The organism is Herbaspirillum huttiense, assembly GCF_047300815.1.
In the GTDB taxonomy this organism is placed as follows: Bacteria; Pseudomonadota; Gammaproteobacteria; order Burkholderiales; family Burkholderiaceae_D; genus Herbaspirillum; species Herbaspirillum huttiense_A.
On the sequence record NZ_CP178608.1, the window covers coordinates 1,275,909 to 1,293,357 of the forward strand.

Below are 17,449 nucleotides of genomic sequence, written 5' to 3' on the forward strand. Positions count from 1 at the left end.
CAGCGTTATCCCGGGGACATCGGCTGTTTCTCGAAAACCATCGATCAATTCTTCGATTTCATTTGAGACAGCCGCAATTCTGAGGGGGATACCGGAAGCAGGGCAGGCGAGGTCGCTTATGTTGTTTGGTCGACCTGGCAGATGTCTTCCACGGTCCCCTTCAACATCACCACAAAGGACAATGCATGAGACTGCTTACCATTCCTGCCGATGCCAATCCGAGTTTCGCCAAGCTCAACCTGAGCCTGGCCAGCACCCCGGAAGAAGTGCGCGAAGTACAGCGCCTGCGCTACAAGGTCTTCATCGAAGCGATGAACCTGTCGGCCCTGGCCAACCCCGAAGGCCTGGACAAGGATGAGTTCGACGACTACTGCGATCACCTGATCGTGCGCGACAGCAAGACCCTCTCGGTGGTCGGCACCTATCGCGTCTTGAGCCCGCACGGCGCGCGCCGCATGGGCAAGTTCTACTCGGAACAGGAATTCGACCTCTCGCGCCTGGACAACATCCGCGGCGTCATCGCCGAAGCCGGCCGCGCCTGCATCCACCCGGACTACCGCAGCGGCGGCGTCATCATGATGCTGTGGGCCGGTCTTGCCGCCTACATGCGCAAGGAACGCTGCGAGTACCTGATGGGCTGCGCCAGCGTGAGCCTGGCCGATGGTGGCCACAACGCTGCCGCGCTGTACCACGCCTTCCGCGAAAAGAACCTGGCGCCGCCGGACTACCGCGTCACGCCGCTCTTGCCCTTCCCGCTGGAAGACCGCCAGGCCGGCGTCGATCCGCAGATCCCGCCGCTGCTGCGCGGCTACCTGCGCAGCGGTGCATGGGTGTGCGGCGAACCGGCCTGGGATCCTGATTTCCACTCGGCTGATTTCTTCCTGCTGCTGCCGCTCTCCAAGCTCGACAGCCGCTATGCCCGCCACTACCTCAAGGATTCGAGGACCGCATGAAGCCACGCGAACAGTTCATGGAAAAAGCCCAGGGGCTGTTCGCCGACCTGGGTCCCGACCACGATGCCGGTGACGAGGAAGCCAAGCGTGATCCGCTGCGCTTCCGCACCATCTGGATTTCCGACATCCACCTGGGCACCACCGGCTGCCAGGCCGAGCGCCTGCTGGAATTCCTGCGCGCCACCGAATCCGAAACGCTCTACCTGGTCGGCGACATCATCGACGGCTGGCAATTGAAGCGTCGCTGGTACTGGGACCAGTCCCACAACAACGTGGTGCAGACCGTGCTCAAGAAAGCCAAGAAGGGCACCAACGTCATCTTCGTCCCCGGCAATCACGATGAAGTGATTCGCCAGTTCATCGACCTCGATTTCGGCGGCATCAAGATCCGCGACGAGCTGGTGCACGTGACTGCCGAGGGCAAGCGCATGCTGGTACTGCACGGCGACCGCTTCGATGGCGTGATCGCCTGCGCCAAGTGGCTGGCCTACGTGGGCGACAGCCTCTACACCATGATCCTCAAGTTCAACCAGTGGTTCAACAGCTGGCGCGCCCGTGCTGGGCTGCCGTACTGGTCGCTCTCGCAGTACCTGAAATCCAAGGTCAAGAATGCGGTGAACTACATCACCTCCTTCGAAGATGCACTGGCCGACGAAGCCAAGAAGAAGGGCCTGGATGGCGTCATCTGCGGCCACATCCACAAGCCCGAGATCCGCGACATCGGCGGTGTCGTCTACTGCAACGACGGCGACTGGGTCGAGAGCCTCTCGGCACTGGTGGAAGATCCGAACGGTGAACTGCGCCTGGTGACCTGGCAGGAAATCATGCAGACCAAGCGCGCCGGCAAGGAAGCGCGCCAGGCTGCCCGCGAACTGGCCACCGCCTGAAGGCAGCGAGTTCATTGCGATACATATCGTTTATATTGTTTATATAGTTTATGCGCATTGCCATCATCAGCGACGCCGGAGAGCCGCAAGTCAACGGCGTCGTCAACACCTTGCGCTCCACCGTGCGTTGCCTGCGCGGTCTCGGCCACGAAGTGCTGCTGCTGTCGCCGCGCGACTTCCGCACCTTCGCCTGTCCGACCTATCCTGAAATCCGGCTGGCCTACAAGCCCTATGCCCGTATCGCGGCGGCGCTCGAATCCTTCCAGCCGGACTGCATCCACATCGCCACAGAAGGACCGATGGGGCTGGCGGCGCGCCGTTATTGCGTGCGCCACAAGCTCAATTTCACCACGGCCTATCACACCCGCTTCCCGGAATATCTTGCCGCGCGCAAGCTGCTGCCCAAGGCGATCACCTATCGCCTGCTGCGCTGGTTCCATGGCCGCTCCGAAGCCATCATGGTGCCTACCCCGGCGATGAAGTCGGCGCTGGAAGAAGAGGGCTTCCGCAATGTCGTCCTGTGGGGACGGGGCGTGGATACCAATCACTTCCGTCCGGCGGTGGAAGACCACGCCTGCATCGAGCGTCCGCTGTTCCTCTACGTGGGCCGCGTGGCGGTCGAAAAGAACATTGAAGCCTTCCTCAAACTCGACCTGCCCGGCACCAAATGGGTGGTCGGTGACGGCCCGCAGCTGGAAGACCTGAGCGCACGCTATCCGCAAGTGCGTTTCCTGGGCGCCAAGGGCCATGACGAATTGCCGGCCTATTACAACTGCGCCGATGTCTTCGTCTTCCCCAGCAAGACCGATACCTTCGGCCTGGTGTTGCTCGAAGCCATGGCCTGCGGCATTCCGGTGGCCGCTTATCCGGTCGAGGGGCCCATCGACGTGGTCGACAACGGCGTCTCCGGCGTGTTGCGCCACGACCTCCAGCAGGCCTGCCTGCAAGCCCTGAAGCTGGATCAGGAAGCCGTGCGCGCCCATGCCGCCACCCGTTCCTGGGAATCGGCCACCCAGCAGTTCCTGCAACACCTGCACCTGGCGCGTCGCACTGCGCCCGGCAAGGCCACCGCCATCAAGCCGGTACGCGAGACCCGCTGAGCGGGCGACGGCTGCCGTGCGCAGCCGTCCCATTCTTCATCTTTTGATAACTATGCAAGACGAACATGGCGGCATGCCGACAAAGCATTGGCATGCCCGCGCGCGCCTCTTCTAAGATGCGCCACGCCCGCGTACGCCGATGTCGCAAGTCGCACATTGCATGGTGCAACGCCCATAACAAAACGCCAACAGAGACGCCCATGTCGCGCATCACAGCCCGGTAGTGCCGGTCCGACAGGTCCGCCTGGCGCACTCTGACAAAGGCCGGGCGCGGAGCAGGCATGAATCATGCTCACCCGCGAGCGCAAGAACAGCAAAGCAAAACGGACATCTGCACATGGCCCTCACCGGTGCCGGCATCCGCATCACCGTCGTAGTGCGCGTTACAAGGAAGAGAACATCCATGATTCAACATCTCAAGATCGGCAGCCGCCTGGCTTTCGGTTTCTGCCTCATCCTGCTGCTGGCCACGGCCATCCTGCTGATCGGCCTGTGGCGCATGGCCGAGCTGGAAGCCAGCAGTGAATACGTGATCGAGAAAAAGGTCACCGCCATGACCGCCGCCATGAACATGCGCGAAGCCGGCAGCGAGTTGGCGCTGGCCCTGCGCAAGGTGGTCACCCCCACCGATGCTGCCGAGGGCAAGGCGGAGGACGCGCACCTGGGCCAGATCCTGAAAGCCTATGCGGGATTCGAGAAGCAGATCACCGAGCTTTCTTCCGATGGCCAGGGCAAGTCCTTGCTGGAGGCGACCCGTGGCGAGAGCAAGAAGCTGTTCCCTGTGGTGGAGCAGATCCGCCAGCAGGTGGCCAGCAACAATTATTTTGATGCCGCCCAGCAGTTGAAGAGCGACTTCCTGCCGGCCCATGACAAGTGGATGGCCAGCGTGGCGGCGCTTGCCACCTTCCAGCAGGACGACATGAAGCAGGCCCATGCCGATGCCAAGGACAGCTACCGCAAGGCCCAGGTCGGCATGCTGGCCATGGGAGTGCTGACACTGGGGCTGGGCTTCTTCTTCACCTTCGTCATCACGCGCTCCATCGTCAATCCGCTCAAGCGCGCCGGGCACATTGCGGAAACGATTTCCCGCGGCGACCTGACCCACGATTTCCACGACCAGGGCCGCGATGAAGCCGCGCACCTGGTCAACGCCCTCGACGCCATGCAGGGCAACCTGGCGGCCACGCTCAACGAGGTCAAGGAAAGTGCCGCCGTCATCGCGGTGGCCTCGCATGAAATCGCACGGGGCAACGTGGATCTGTCCAACCGCACCGAGTCGCAAGCCTCCAGCCTGGAAGAAACCGCCAGCTCCATGGAGCAGCTCACCTCCACCGTGCAGCAGAACGCCGCCAACGCGCAGCAGGCCAACCAGCTGGTGTTGTCAGCCTCGGATTACGCCACCAAGGGCGGACGCGTGGTGGGCGACGTCGTGGCCACCATGGGCTCGATCAAGGAAAGCTCGGGCAAGATCGTCGACATCATCGGCGTCATCGATGGCATCGCCTTCCAGACCAACATCCTGGCCCTGAACGCGGCCGTGGAAGCCGCCCGTGCCGGCGAGCAGGGACGCGGTTTTGCGGTGGTCGCCTCGGAAGTGCGCGCGCTGGCCCAGCGCAGTGCGGCGGCCGCCAAGGAAATCAAGGAGCTCATCAGCGACTCGGTGGACAAGGTCGATGCCGGCGGCAAGCTGGTCGATGAAGCCGGGGCCACCATGAGCGAGATCGTCAGCTCGGTCAAGCACGTGGCCGACATCATGGGTGAGATCACGGCCGCCAGCCAGGAGCAGAGTGCCGGCATCGCCGAGGTCAACAATGCCATCGCCCAGATCGACGAGATCACCCAGCAGAATGCGGCACTGGTGGAGCAGGCCGCGGCCGCTGCCGAAAGCCTGCAGGAGCAGTCCGATGTGCTGGCCCGTGCGGTGGCGGTGTTCAAGCTCAAGACCGCGCGTGCGGCGCCGGCGGCGATGCCGCATCCCGCGCCGGTGATGGGCAGCGTGCAGCCGGCGCGTACCGTCAACGCACCGCCGGCCGTGAGCGTGGCCAAGAGCCGGCCGGTGGCCAGCCTGCCGGCAGCGGGTACGCCTGCCAACCGCAAGCCGGCCGCTGCGGCACGGGATGATGATTTCGAAGAATTCTGAGGCCCGGTTTGCAGTCGCTACGTGATTTCAATGAATGAATAGTTAAGTAAAAATCAAGAATGCGCGCAAGCGCCGCCACCCGCCCAGGTGGCGGCGCTTTTTTTTTTTCAAGGAAGAGCAAGCACGTTCTGTGAGAATTCAAGATAATTGCGAAGTTGCCGTAAAGCTATATCAATGCGGCAGGCAGACCGTTCCTGCAAGGGGAGGGCGGTGGCCTGCGCAACCGGGGGGGAAGAGCACGGCGTCACAGAAGCGGGTCCACAGGCCCGAAGACGACCATGCCGATTGCGCGCAGCACGCGGCCCCGGGGATCACAATGCGGCACTTTCCCTTCATCCACCGGAACCAGTCCATGTCCATCAAGAACCTTTCGATCAAGGCGCAACTCGCCATTGCCGTCCTTGTCCTGTCCCTCCTGCTGCTTGCGCTTGGCCTGTCGGGCCTGTTGGGCATGTCGGCCGCCGTGAGCATCAACCGCCAGCTCTCCGAAGAACGCATTCCCAAGACGGTGGCGGCCGACAATACCCTGATCTGGATCGGCCGCCAGCGGACCTCGCTGGACCAGGCCGCCATGACCAACGACCCGGCCTGGGCCGAGCGCATGATGGGCATGGACGCCAACGCCCGCAAGGAAGCCCTGCAATGGTGGGGCAAGTACACCGCGCTGCCCCAGACCGAAGAAGGCAAGGTACTGGTCAAGAAAGTCTCCGAAGGCATCGACAAGACCGAGCAGGAACTGGCCCGCTTCGCCGAGGTGATCAAGGGCGGGGACCGCCAGGCCATCGCCGACCAGGCGCGCAAGGTCGGCACCATCTACACCGCCATGCAACTGGATGGCCAGGCCCTGAGCAAGTATGAGACCGAGCAGGCCGCCGCCAGTGTGGAAGCGACCATGGCCCGCTTCGAGGCCTCACGCATGTTTTCCATCGCGGCCGTCATCGGCGGCCTGCTGCTGGCCTTCTTCAGCTGGTGGTCGCTGCGCCGTGCCATCGGCGAGCCGATGCAGCGCGCGCTGCGTCACTTCGATGCCATCGCCAGTGGCGACCTGACCCAGCCCGTCCACGTGCATTCGAAGAATGAAATGGGCCAGCTCCTGCAGGGACTGGCACGCATGCAGGAGAGCCTCTCCCGCACCGTGCGTGCCGTGCGCGGCGGCAGTGATGCCATTGCCACGGCCACGCGCGAGATCGCTTCGGGCAACCTGGATCTGTCGGCACGCACCGAACAGCAGGCGGCCTCGCTGGAAGAAACCGCCTCCAGCATGGAAGAACTGACCGGCACCGTGAAGCACAACGCCGACAATGCCCGCCAGGCCACCACGCTGGCGGTCAACGCCTCCACCATCGCCGCCGACGGCAATGCCGTGGTCGGCCGGGTGGTGCAGACCATGGAAGAGATCCGCGAAAGTTCGGCGCGCATCACCGACATCGTCAGCATCATCGATGGCATCGCCTTCCAGACCAATATCCTGGCCCTGAACGCGGCCGTGGAAGCGGCCCGTGCCGGTGAGCAGGGCCGTGGCTTTGCCGTGGTGGCCACCGAAGTGCGGGCGCTGGCCCAGCGCTCCTCCAGCGCCGCCAAGGAAATCAAGGAGCTCATCATGCACTCGGTGGAACGCGTGCAGGCCGGGTCCCAATTGGTGGGCCAGGCGGGCGACACCATGAACGACGTCATCCAGGCCGTGCAGCGCGTCACCGACATCATGAGCGAGATCTCGGCGGCCTCCAACGAACAGAGCGCCGGCATCGACCAGGTCTCGCGCGCGGTCACGCAGATGGATGAAGCCACCCAGCAGAATGCCGCTTTGGTGGAACAAGCCAGTGCCGCCGCCAAGTCGCTGGAGCAGCAAGCCCAGGCGCTGATGCAGGAAGTGGCGATCTTCCGCGTCGGCCAGGGCGAGGCGGTGGCCGTGCGTGCGCCGGCTCAGGTGATGCAGCCTGTCGCCAAACCGGTCGCCGCACCGCTCAAGCCGGCGGCGCCCAAGGCAGCACCGGTCCTGAAGCGTCCGGCCTTGCCAGCGGCGGTTCCCGCCGCCAAGCCTGCCTCGCGCCTGCCTGCCGGCAGCGATGACGGTGACTGGGAGACGTTCTGATCTTGCGGATTTTTTGCCAGAAACTTCACGCGTTCCCATGAAGAATCGCCGCAGCCCGCTTGCGCAGGGTGCGGCGATTTTTTTCTTCACATCCGGCCTTGGGAGGGGCGAGCCGCCCACTGCGTGGGTGTTTTAGCGGGGAGGGTGCTTGCCCGGACTGTTCAGCAATTCCGGGGCGACCACGGCCTTGAGGTAATTGGTGGTGACGTCGCCCCGGTCGCGCTGCGCGATCCACCAGACGTTGCCCTTGCGCAGCGACCATTCCTGCGGCTGCCCCGAGATCAGCCGGGCCGCCACCTGGCCCAGCGTCGGCTGGTGGCCCACGATCAGGACCGGCTCGCGGCTGTCGGGCCAGTTGGCCGCGCGCAGCAGGTCGTCGGCGCTCATGTTGGGGGCCAGGTCGGCCACCACCTTGTACTTGCGCTTCAGGGCTTCCACCGTCTGCAGCGTACGCGTGGCCGGGCTGACCAGGATGCGGCAACTCTCGGGCAGGTTGCGGTCCAGCCATTCGGCCATCTTGGCCGCCTGCTTGTGCCCCTTCGGGGTAAGGGCGCGGCCCTCGTCGGGCTCGCCCAGTTCGGCCTCGGCATGACGCCACAGAATCAGGTCCATCTCAGCTCCTTGAGGAAATCAGCAGGCCGCCATGCGCGGCGTTACACGGGCTCTTCCGGCGGCGTGGCCGGAATGCCCAGCGTGGTCATCAGGTGTTGCTGGGCGTTGAAGCACTGCTGCTTGTTGCGCGCCTTCTTGAGGGTGTAGACCCCATTGACGTCGAGATGCCAGGCATTGGTGTTGTCCTTCAGGTAGGGATTCAATCCCTCGGTCATCACGCGCTTCTTGAGCACCTTGTCCAGCACCGGGAAGCCCACCTCGATGCGGCGGAACAGGTTGCGGTTCATCCAGTCGGCGCTGGCCAGGTAGACGTCGTGCTTGAGGTCGTTGCGGAAGTAATAGATGCGCGAGTGTTCCAGGTAGCGGCCGATGATGGAGCGCACCTTGATGTTCTCTGACAGCCCCGGCACGCCCGGCCGCAGCGCGCAGGCGCCGCGCACGATCAGGTCGATCTTGACGCCGTCGGCCGAGGCCGCATAGAGCGCGCGGATCACCGATTCATCCAAAAGCGCATTCATCTTGGCGATGATGCGCGCCGGACGCCCCTCACGGGCGATCTGCCCTTCGTTGCGGATGGCGCGGATGATTTCCTTCTGCAGCGAGAAGGGGGCCAGCCACAGGTGCGTGAGATTGCGCGGCTTGGTCAGGCTGGTGAGGTGGATGAAGACTTCGTTGACTTCGGCGGTCAGCTCCTGGTTGGAGGTCAACAGGCCAAAGTCGGTATAGAACTTGGTGGTATTGGGGTGGTAGTTGCCGGTGCCCAGGTGCGCATAGAAGCGCAGGTTCTGGTCGTCGTCGCGGCGGATCACCAGGGCCAGCTTGGCGTGCGTCTTCAGGCCGACCACGCCGTAGACCACCTGCGCGCCGGCCTGCTCCAGCTTGACGGCCCAGTTGATGTTGGCTTCTTCATCGAAGCGCGCCATCAGTTCCACGATCACTGTCACTTCCTTGCCGTGCTGGGCGGCGTAGATCAGGGCCTCCATCAGGTCCGAGTTCATGCCGGTACGGTAGATGGTCTGCTTGATGGCCAGCACGCGCGGATCATGGGCGGCGGTGCGGATGAAATCCACCACCGGCTGGAAGGACTGGAAGGGGTGGTGCAGCAGCACGTCCTTCTTGTCCAGCGCGGCGAAGATGTTTTCATTGGCCAGCTGCGGCGGCAGCGTGGGCGAGAAGGGCGGGAAGCGCAACTCCGGCTGGTTCACCAGGTTGACGATCTCGCCCAGGCGCACCATGTTCACCGGACCCTGCACGGCATAGAGACGATTGCGCTCGATGTTGAACTGGTTCAGCAGGAACTGCGCCAGGTGTTCCGGGCAGTTGGCCGCCACTTCCAGGCGCACCGCCACGCCGAACTGGCGGCTTTGCAGTTCAGTCTCCAGCGCCTGGCGCAGGTTCTTGACCTCTTCTTCATCAACCCACAGGTCACTGTTGCGGGTGACGCGGAACTGCGAATAGGCCGTGATGTCGCGGCCCGGGAACAGGTCCGCGATATGCGCATGGATCACCGAAGAGAGCAGGCAGAACGAAGACTGCCCCTTGGCCGACAGGTGGTCCGGCAGCTTGATCACGCGCGGCAGCACGCGCGGCGCCTTGACGATGACGATGGCCGTGCCGCGTCCGAAGGCATCCTTGCCGGAGAGCTCGATGATGAAATTGAGGCTCTTGTTGTGCACCTGCGGGAAGGGGTGGGCCGGATCCAGCCCGATGGGTGTCAACAGCGGCCGCACGTGCTGCTCGAAATAGTGCTTCACCCAGGCACGCTGGGCTTCGTTGCGGTCGTCATGGCGCAGCAGGTGGATGCCGTTGGCAGCCAGCTGCGGCAGGATCTCTTCGTTCAAGAGTTCATATTGGCGCGTGACGATGCGGTGGCATTCGGCGCTGGTGCGTTCGAGCGCGGCGCGCAGTTCGGGCGGGTCGATGTTTTCGCCCTCGATGCGGTTGGCCAGCAGGCTGGCGATGCGCACTTCAAAGAATTCATCAAGATTGCTGCTGCAAATGCACAAATAGCGCAGGCGCTCCAGCAGCGGCACGCTGTCGTCTTCGGCCTGGGCCAGCACGCGGCGGTTGAAGGCCAGTTGCGACAGTTCTCGGTTGAGGTAAATCGTATTGGCTGGAAGTTCAGGTTGGGTACTGCTTTCCGGCTTTGCTTTTCTGGTCATCAATGGTCCCTGTCCATCCACTTTGAGCGGGCAGTGTATTTAGGAGGTATGACGAGTTTATGACAACACCTTGGCTACTTTGTCACATTTGTTCCAGTATAAATGCATCTCTATATGATGACAAAATCATATTTGTCGCCAGGCAATCCTTTCCATCAGCGGGCCGGGCCCTGACATCGAACTGTCAGGAAAGCCGCACTGCGCATGGCATGCGGGTTTTCGGGCGGTTGCGCAGCGCCGGACGGGGCTGTTGCACTGCAGCGCAAAGGCCCGTGCAATCTGGACTGGATGACAAGTTCGGGTCATAAACTCGTCACATTAGCTGGTTAAAGTTCGCCCTGTCTCGAAAGTCATCCCTCCCGACGTGATGTTTCTCGGTGACCGTCCTCTCTTCAAAATCATAGGAGTAGCAGAAATGGGTTTTAACCATCTGATCAAGTCTGTTGCAATCGCAGTGGCTGGCGCTTTCGCTTTCAGCGGTGCCGCGCATGCAGCAGAAATCACCGGCGCTGGCGCCTCCTTCCCGTACCCGGTCTATGCCAAGTGGGCTGAGCTGTACAAGGCCGCCACCGGCAACAGCCTGAACTACCAATCCATCGGCTCGGGCGGTGGCATCAAGCAGATCAAGGCCAAGACCGTCGATTTCGGCGCCTCCGACGCCCCGCTGCCGCAAAACGAGCTGGCTGAAGCCGGCCTGACCCAGTTCCCCGCCGTGGTCGGTGGCGTGGTCCCCGTGGTCAACCTGGACGGCGTGACCCCCGGCCAGATCAAGCTGTCGGGCCAGGTGCTGGGCGACATCTACGCTGGCAAGATCACCAAGTGGAACGCCGCTGAAATCACCGCCCTGAACCCGGGCGTGAAGCTGCCGGCTGAAGACATCACCGTCGTCTACCGTTCGGACGCATCGGGCACTTCCTACGTCTTCACCTCCTACCTGTCCAAGGCCAACGCCGACTTCAAGAGCAAGATCGGTGCCGGTACTGCAGTGAAGTGGCCCACCGGCGTGGGTGGCAAGGGTAACGAAGGCGTTGCCGCCAACGTGCAGAAGGTCAAGGGCGCGATCGGCTACGTCGAGTACGCTTACGTCAAGAAGAACAAGCTGAACTACACCCAGCTCAAGAACAAGGATGGCAACTTCGTCTCCCCGGACGATTCCACCTTCAAGGCCGCTACCGCCGCTGGCGACTGGGCCAAGACCCCTGGCTTCGCTGTGGACTTCACCGACGCAGCCGGCAAGGAATCCTGGCCGATCTCCAGCGCCACCTTCATCCTGCTGCACAAGGAACAGGCTGGCGATGGCGCCAAGGGCAAGGAAGTCCTGAAGTTCTTCGACTGGGCCTACAAGAACGGCGGCAAGGTTGCTGCTGAACTGGACTACGTGCCCCTGCCGGATTCGGTCACCAAGCTGGTGGAAGATTCCTGGAAGAGCAACGTCAAGGACAGCAGCGGCAAGGCACTCTGGTAAGCCAAGCCCAGTCCGGCCGGATGCCATGAACATCCGGTCATAGCAGCCTCTCCCCTACGGAGCATTCGGGTCATCGCAGCGAGAACGAGCAACTCTGGAGCACAGAGCATTCGCGGCGATGGCCCGTTTTAATGGTGAATTCAAATGAGCGCTAATTATTCCACCACGGCAATGTCGAATACCGAAGTCAAAAAATCCCCGACAGAGACTGAAAGCGCGCAAGTGGCGCGCGAGAAGCTGATGGTCGTCATGCGCCACCAGCGTCTGCAGGATTTCTTTTTCCACAAGATCACCCTGATCTTCGCCCTGTCCGTGCTGCTGATGCTGGGCGGGATCATCGTTTCCCTCATCATCGGTGCCGCACCGGCGTTCCAGGCCTTCGGCCCGGGCTTCATCACGCGCGTCGAATGGGATCCGACCAATAACGAATTCGGCGCCATGATCGCCATCGTCGGCACGCTGTCGACCTCGATCATCGCCTTGCTGATCGCTTTCCCGGTCAGCTTCGGCATCGCCCTGTTCCTGACCGAAATCTGCCCGGCCAAGCTGCGTCGCCCGCTGGGCACCTGTGTGGAACTGCTGGCCGGCGTGCCCTCCATCATCTACGGCATGTGGGGCCTGTTCGTGTTCGCGCCGCTCTTCTCCGAATACGGCCAGCCCTTCCTGAAGTCCACCCTGGGCCAGATCCCCGGCATCGGCGTGCTGTTCTCGGGTCCCACCATGGGTATCGGCATCCTCACCGCCGGCCTGATCCTGTCGGTGATGATCATCCCCTTCATCTCCTCGGTGATGCGCGACGTGTTTGAAGTCGTCCCGGCCGTGCTGAAGGAATCGGCCTACGGTCTCGGCTGCACCCGCTGGGAAGTGGTGCGCAAGGTGGTGCTGCCCTACACCAAGACCGGCGTGGTCGGTGGCGTGATGCTGGGCCTGGGCCGTGCGCTGGGCGAAACCATGGCGGTCACCTTCGTGATCGGCAACTCGCACCGCCTGTCCTGGTCGCTGTTCTCGGCCGGCAACTCGATTGCCTCGACCCTGGCCAATGAAATCGCCGAAGCCTCCAGCAAGCTGCACGTGTCCTCCCTGTTTGCACTGGGCCTGATCCTGTTCGTCATCACCTTCATCGTTCTGTCCGCCGCCAAGATCATGCTCATGGGCATGACCCGCAAGGAAGGAGCCAAATAATGAGCCAGACCGTACAAGCCGGTGTGAAAAGCACCGACCAGGCGCAAGCCATGAACCCTGTCTACCGCCGTCGCCTGATGCAGCATCGCATGGGCATGCTGTTCTCCTTCCTGGCCATGGGCCTGGGCCTGTTCGTGCTGGCCTGGATCCTGCTGACCCTGGTCTTCAAGGGCGTGGCCGCCCTGAACCTGGGCCTGCTGACCGAAAACACGCCCGGTCCGGGCGATGCCGGCGGCGGCCTGCTGAACCCCATCGTCGGCTCGCTGCTGATGGTCGGCATCAGCACCATCATCAGCACCCCGATCGGCATCCTGGCCGGCGTCTATCTGGCCGAATACGGCGAGGAAAGCAAGCTGGCCCAGGTCACCCGCTTCGTCACCGACATCATGCTGTCGGCGCCGTCGATCGTCATTGGCCTGTTCATCTACGCCATCTACGTGGCCAACGTGAACCACTTCTCGGGCTGGGCCGGTACCTTCGCCATTTCGCTCATCGCCATTCCGGTGGTGGTGCGGACCACCGACAACATGTTGAAGCTGGTGCCGAGCGGTCTGCGTGAAGCTGCCTTCGCCCTGGGTGCCCCGCGCTGGAAGGTGGCCATCATCGTGCGCCTGCGTGCGGTCAAGGCGGGCGTGGTGACCGGCGTGCTGCTGGCCGTGGCGCGTATCTCGGGTGAGACCGCTCCGCTGTTGTTCACCGCCCTGAACAACCAGTTCTTCAGCACCAACATGAACCGTCCGATCGCCAACCTGCCGGTGGTGATCAACCAGTTCGCCATGAGCCCGTATGACAACTGGGTCTCGCTGGCATGGGGCGGCGCCTTGCTGATCACCTTCAGCGTGCTGCTGCTCAACGTGCTCTCGCGCACCCTGTTCAAACAACAAATCCCCGGCTAATTCTCCAAGTGACCGACATGACTACTGCTCATCAAATGGCAAGCCACGCTTCGACCGCACCCAACAACGCCGCTGCGGCCCAGAAGACCACGCTGGAAGTTTCGCAACTGAACTTCTACTACGGCGGATTCCAGGGTTTGAAGAACATCAACCTGAACATCTACGAAGGCAAGGTCACCGCCTTCATCGGCCCCTCGGGCTGCGGCAAGTCCACGCTGCTGCGTACCTTCAACCGCATGTATGACCTGTACCCCGGCCAGCGCGCCGAGGGCAAGATCATCTATGCCGGCAACAACATCCTTGAAGCCGGCCAGGATCTGAACATGCTGCGCGCCAAGGTCGGCATGGTGTTCCAGAAGCCGACCCCGTTCCCGATGTCGGTGTATGACAACATCGCCTTCGGCATCCGCCTGTATGAAAACCTGCCCAAGGGCGAGATGGATGAGCGCGTCGAATGGGCGCTCAACAAGGCGGCATTGTGGGGTGAAGTCAAGGACAAGCTGCACAAGAGCGGCCTGTCGCTCTCCGGTGGCCAGCAACAGCGTCTGTGTATCGCACGCGGCGTGGCCGTGAAGCCGGAAGTGCTGCTGCTGGATGAACCGACGTCGGCGCTGGATCCGATTTCGACGGCCAAGGTGGAAGAACTGATCGGTGAGCTCAAGAACGACTACACCATCGCCATCGTGACCCACAACATGCAACAGGCGGCGCGTTGCTCGGATTACACCGCTTACATGTACCTGGGTGAGCTGGTGGAGTTTGGCGAGACCGACCAGATCTTCATGAATCCGGTGCGCAAAGAAACCCAAGACTACATCACCGGCCGCTTTGGCTGATCGAACCGTCGTCTCGGCTACTGCGCGCTCCGATTTCGCGTCTGCGATGCTCGCCGTACCCAGTACGGCTGCGCTTCTCGACGCGAACTCGAAGCGCTCGCTACGCCGATACGACGATTCCACAGAGTAGTCATTGCACTGTATAAATTATTTATAGAAATTCTTTTTAGGGACGTCACATGACCGGCGATCATTCCTCCAAACAGTATGACCAGGATCTGGAGCAGATCCGCTCCAAGGTGCTCGCCATGGGCGGCATGGTGGAACACCAGTTCCAGGACGCGATTGCAGCCTTCCGCAACGGCAACCTCGACGTCGCCCATCGCGTGATGAAGGACGACGAAGCCGTCAACCGCCTCGAAGTCGAACTCGATGACGCCTGCAGCCACCTGATCGTTCGCCGCCAGCCGACCGCCAATGACCTGCGTACCGTCATGGCGACCATCAAGATCATCACCGACCTGGAACGCGTGGGCGACGAGGCGACCAAAATCGCCCGTACCGCCATCCACCTGCACAAGCGCGGTATCGGCCTGGTCTCGCACTACGAAACCGTGAGCCTCATCGCCGAACAGGCCATGGACCAGCTGCGCAGCGCCCTGGACGCCTTCGCCCGCCTGGACGACCAGCAGGCCGCTGAACTCATCAAGCAGGATGAACGCATCGACCACGGCTTCCGCTCCATCACCCGCAGCCTCATCACCTTCATGATGGAAGACCCGCGCACCATCTCCGGTTCCATCGACACCCTGTGGGTGGCCAAGGCCATCGAACGCATCGGCGACCACGCCAAGAACATCGCTGAATACGTGGTCTACGTGGTCGGTGGCAAGGACATCCGCCACACCGATTTCGGTTCGGCCAAGACGCTTCCGGAAGAAGAAGACTAAGCACGACGGCACCGGTGCTGGCAGCGGGGGAAGCGCTGCCAGCACCGGATTGCGGAGGGGAGACCCGCGATACTGCTTACCAGCCCGAATATCATGACCACTATCCTCATCGTCGAAGACGAACCCTCCATTGCCGAACTGATTGCCTTTACCGTCAAGGAGGCAGGCTGGTCCAGCTTCGTCGTCTCCAACGCGGCCGCCGCCTGGGACTTCGTCCAGCACCGCGCCCCGCAACTGGTACTGCTGGACTGGATGCTGCCGGACCGCAGCGGCCTGCACCTGCTCTCGCGCATCCGCGCCGACCGCCAGCTGCAGCAGCTTTCGGTCATCATGCTCACCGCCAAGAGCATGGAAGAAGACAAGATCGCCGGCCTCGACAACGGCGCCGATGACTACATCACCAAGCCCTTCTCGCCGCGCGAACTGACCGCACGCATCAAGGCGCTCCTGCGCCGCAAGAGCCCGGAGCATGCCCAGGAAGTGATGTCGGCCGGTCCGGTCACGCTCGATCCGGCCAGCTGCTCGGTGAGCCTGTCGGGCGCACGCATCGATATCGGCCATGCCGAATACAAGCTGCTGAAGTTTTTCCTCGCGCATCCTGACCGCGTGTTCTCGCGCAGCCAGCTGCTCGACCGCGTCTGGGGCGATCACGTGGTGATCGAAGAGCGCACCGTGGACGTCCACGTGCTGCGCCTGCGCAAGGCCCTGCGCGATGCCGAGTACCTCATCAAGACGGTGCGCAGCGTGGGCTACATGCTCTCGACCAAATAACGATCAAGCAAATAAAGATCAAAGACCAAACAGCCCGCGTCGTTCATAATCAGCAAAATTAAAAATTCGGCGCGCGGGCGCTTTCCAGATTTATCTGTCAAATTAATGAGTCCACAACTTTTGTTCTGGATTCCTGCTGTATTGCGCCTGGTGTTGTGCCTGGCCGGAGCGGGAGTCGTCGGTTTCTTCTTTGGTCCCATCATCGGACTGGTCACCGCCGTGCTGGGCGTGGGGGCGATGATGATTGCGCATCTTCACTACCTGCTGCGCCTGTCGACCTGGCTGGATGATTCCGGCCAGTCGCGCCTGCCCGATGGCTGGGGCGCCTGGACCGATGTCTATGCGCGCCTGTACCGCATGCGCCGCGACGATGAAAAGAACCAGGCCGAACTGGCCGAGTGGCTGGCGCGCTTCCGCCAGGCCATGAGCCTGCTGCCGGATGGCGTGGTGATCATGGACGACGTGCTCTTCTTGGAATGGTGCAACCCGGCCGCACAGTCGCACCTGGGCCTGAAGCTGGACCGCGACAAGGGCATGCGCGTCACCAACCTGATCCGCAATCCGGCCTTCATCGACTACATCATCCTGGGCCGCTACGAGCAGCCGCTCACACTGGCCCTGCATGAGCGCAAGCTGATCATCCAGATCATCCCCTTCGAGAACCGGCGCCAGATCCTGGTCACCCACGACGTCACCGAATCGCAGCGCATCGACATGATGCGCCGTGACTTCGTGGCCAATGCCTCGCACGAATTGCGTACGCCGCTGACGGTCATCAACGGTTTCCTGGAAATCGCGCTGGCGCAGCCGAACCTGGAAGAGTCCACCCGCATGGCCCACCTGAAGCTCATGACCGAGCAGGGCCGGCGCATGCAGAACCTGATCGACGACATGCTCACGCTGACGCGCCTGGAATCGATCGACTATCCCTTGCGCTCCGAAGTGCTGCACGTGCAGCCGCTGCTGGAGCGCATCGCCGAGGAAGGACTGGCGCTGTCGGCGGGCAAGCACGATATCCGCCTCATCGTCGATGGTCCCGATCTCAAGGGCAATGCCGAGGAACTGCGCAGTGCCTTCACCAACCTGGTCACCAATGCCGTGCGCTATACCCCGGAAGGCGGCACCATCACCCTGCGCTGGCAGAGCGATGAGCAGGGCGCCCATTTCGCGGTGCAGGATACCGGCATCGGGATCAGCCCCGAACATATTTCCCGCCTGACCGAACGCTTCTATCGCGTCGACAAGAGCCGTTCGCGCGAGACCCAGGGCACCGGCCTGGGTCTGGCCATCGTGCGCCACGTCCTGCTGCGCCACCATGCCACGCTGGAAATTGCCTCCGTGCCCGATCATGGGAGCACCTTCACCGTGCACTTCCCGGCCAGCCAGACCATCGAGGATTACGCAGCGCAGCCGCAGTCTTGATCCGTGCGGAGTAGTCCAAACGAATTGGAAAGGATGCTTCG

At 62.5% G+C, this 17,449-nt stretch carries 14 protein-coding genes; 12 read left to right on the forward strand and 2 right to left on the reverse strand.

The window, feature by feature from the left end; genetic code table 11:
* Positions 1-185: 185 nt before the first annotated feature.
* The 5 genes from ACLRDN_RS05895 (at position 186) to ACLRDN_RS05915 (ending at position 7,172) form a co-directional block, all read left to right on the forward strand.
* A complete protein-coding gene (locus tag ACLRDN_RS05895) occupies positions 186-953 on the forward strand; it encodes a GNAT family N-acetyltransferase (protein WP_039788946.1) in 768 nt (255 codons plus the stop codon).
* Positions 950-1,840: a UDP-2,3-diacylglucosamine diphosphatase gene (locus ACLRDN_RS05900; RefSeq protein ID WP_413459366.1), complete on the forward strand. Its 891-nt coding sequence runs from the start codon at positions 950-952 to the stop codon at positions 1,838-1,840. The genes ACLRDN_RS05895 and ACLRDN_RS05900 overlap by 4 nt, the downstream gene beginning before the upstream one ends.
* Positions 1,841-1,890: 50 nt before the next feature.
* Positions 1,891-2,940, forward strand: a complete 1,050-nt coding sequence (locus ACLRDN_RS05905; RefSeq protein ID WP_413459367.1) for a glycosyltransferase family 4 protein — start codon at positions 1,891-1,893, stop codon at positions 2,938-2,940.
* A gap of 403 nt (positions 2,941-3,343) precedes the next feature.
* Entirely contained in the window at positions 3,344-5,080 is a 1,737-nt protein-coding gene (locus ACLRDN_RS05910; protein WP_413459368.1) for a methyl-accepting chemotaxis protein, read from the forward strand.
* A gap of 352 nt (positions 5,081-5,432) precedes the next feature.
* Positions 5,433-7,172 carry a methyl-accepting chemotaxis protein gene (locus ACLRDN_RS05915; RefSeq protein ID WP_413459369.1) on the forward strand — a complete coding sequence of 580 codons (1,740 nt, stop codon included), beginning with the start codon at positions 5,433-5,435 and terminating at the stop codon, positions 7,170-7,172.
* Between the two features lie 132 nt (positions 7,173-7,304).
* Here the strand turns inward: ACLRDN_RS05915 and sixA are convergent, their stop codons facing one another.
* Both sixA and ppk1 read right to left on the reverse strand, forming a co-directional pair.
* On the reverse strand, positions 7,305-7,784 hold the full coding sequence (gene sixA / locus ACLRDN_RS05920; protein ID WP_039788936.1) for a phosphohistidine phosphatase SixA: 480 nt from the start codon (positions 7,782-7,784) through the stop codon (positions 7,305-7,307).
* A gap of 41 nt (positions 7,785-7,825) precedes the next feature.
* Complete coding sequence (gene ppk1, locus ACLRDN_RS05925; protein ID WP_413459370.1) at positions 7,826-9,946, reverse strand: polyphosphate kinase 1; 2,121 nt, start codon at positions 9,944-9,946, stop codon at positions 7,826-7,828.
* Between the two features lie 415 nt (positions 9,947-10,361).
* Between ppk1 and pstS the strand changes: the two genes are divergently transcribed.
* The 7 genes from pstS to phoR all read left to right on the forward strand — a co-directional run bounded on the left by pstS (position 10,362) and on the right by phoR (position 17,408).
* Positions 10,362-11,411, forward strand: a complete 1,050-nt coding sequence (gene pstS, locus ACLRDN_RS05930; RefSeq protein WP_413459371.1) for a phosphate ABC transporter substrate-binding protein PstS — start codon at positions 10,362-10,364, stop codon at positions 11,409-11,411.
* A 171-nt stretch (positions 11,412-11,582) separates the two neighbouring features.
* On the forward strand, positions 11,583-12,593 hold the full coding sequence (gene pstC, locus ACLRDN_RS05935; RefSeq protein ID WP_413460353.1) for a phosphate ABC transporter permease subunit PstC: 1,011 nt from the start codon (positions 11,583-11,585) through the stop codon (positions 12,591-12,593).
* Positions 12,593-13,489 (forward strand): phosphate ABC transporter permease PstA, encoded by an 897-nt coding sequence (gene pstA / locus ACLRDN_RS05940; protein WP_039788929.1) that lies wholly within the window; start codon positions 12,593-12,595, stop codon positions 13,487-13,489. The genes pstC and pstA overlap by 1 nt, the downstream gene beginning before the upstream one ends.
* A 35-nt stretch (positions 13,490-13,524) precedes the next feature.
* On the forward strand, positions 13,525-14,325 hold the full coding sequence (pstB, locus tag ACLRDN_RS05945) for a phosphate ABC transporter ATP-binding protein PstB (protein ID WP_413460354.1): 801 nt from the start codon (positions 13,525-13,527) through the stop codon (positions 14,323-14,325).
* A 179-nt stretch (positions 14,326-14,504) separates the two neighbouring features.
* Positions 14,505-15,215: a phosphate signaling complex protein PhoU gene (phoU, locus tag ACLRDN_RS05950; protein ID WP_413459372.1), complete on the forward strand. Its 711-nt coding sequence runs from the start codon at positions 14,505-14,507 to the stop codon at positions 15,213-15,215.
* Positions 15,216-15,308: 93 nt separating this feature from the next.
* The gene (locus tag ACLRDN_RS05955; RefSeq protein ID WP_413459373.1) at positions 15,309-15,986 is read left to right on the forward strand and encodes a response regulator; all 678 of its coding nucleotides are present in this window, start codon (positions 15,309-15,311) and stop codon (positions 15,984-15,986) included.
* Positions 15,987-16,091: 105 nt separating this feature from the next.
* Positions 16,092-17,408: a phosphate regulon sensor histidine kinase PhoR gene (gene phoR, locus ACLRDN_RS05960; RefSeq protein ID WP_413459374.1), complete on the forward strand. Its 1,317-nt coding sequence runs from the start codon at positions 16,092-16,094 to the stop codon at positions 17,406-17,408.
* Positions 17,409-17,449: the final 41 nt, after the last annotated feature.

Excerpts from the sequence above, each read along its gene's own strand:
- ACLRDN_RS05900 (WP_413459366.1), top strand. The coding sequence starts at position 950 with ATGAAGCCACGCGAACAGTTCATGGAAAAAGCCCAGGGGCTGTTCGCC.
- phoR (WP_413459374.1), top strand. The coding sequence starts at position 16,092 with ATGAGTCCACAACTTTTGTTCTGGATTCCTGCTGTATTGCGCCTGGTG.
- ppk1 (WP_413459370.1), bottom strand. The coding sequence starts at position 9,946 with ATGACCAGAAAAGCAAAGCCGGAAAGCAGTACCCAACCTGAACTTCCA.
- pstS (WP_413459371.1), top strand. The coding sequence starts at position 10,362 with ATGGGTTTTAACCATCTGATCAAGTCTGTTGCAATCGCAGTGGCTGGC.
- pstB (WP_413460354.1), top strand. The coding sequence starts at position 13,525 with ATGGCAAGCCACGCTTCGACCGCACCCAACAACGCCGCTGCGGCCCAG.
- pstC (WP_413460353.1), top strand. The coding sequence starts at position 11,583 with ATGTCGAATACCGAAGTCAAAAAATCCCCGACAGAGACTGAAAGCGCG.
- ACLRDN_RS05910 (WP_413459368.1), top strand. The coding sequence starts at position 3,344 with ATGATTCAACATCTCAAGATCGGCAGCCGCCTGGCTTTCGGTTTCTGC.
- sixA (WP_039788936.1), bottom strand. The coding sequence starts at position 7,784 with ATGGACCTGATTCTGTGGCGTCATGCCGAGGCCGAACTGGGCGAGCCC.
- ACLRDN_RS05955 (WP_413459373.1), top strand. The coding sequence starts at position 15,309 with ATGACCACTATCCTCATCGTCGAAGACGAACCCTCCATTGCCGAACTG.
- phoU (WP_413459372.1), top strand. The coding sequence starts at position 14,505 with ATGACCGGCGATCATTCCTCCAAACAGTATGACCAGGATCTGGAGCAG.
- ACLRDN_RS05905 (WP_413459367.1), top strand. The coding sequence starts at position 1,891 with ATGCGCATTGCCATCATCAGCGACGCCGGAGAGCCGCAAGTCAACGGC.
- ACLRDN_RS05915 (WP_413459369.1), top strand. The coding sequence starts at position 5,433 with ATGTCCATCAAGAACCTTTCGATCAAGGCGCAACTCGCCATTGCCGTC.
- ACLRDN_RS05895 (WP_039788946.1), top strand. The coding sequence starts at position 186 with ATGAGACTGCTTACCATTCCTGCCGATGCCAATCCGAGTTTCGCCAAG.
- pstA (WP_039788929.1), top strand. The coding sequence starts at position 12,593 with ATGAGCCAGACCGTACAAGCCGGTGTGAAAAGCACCGACCAGGCGCAA.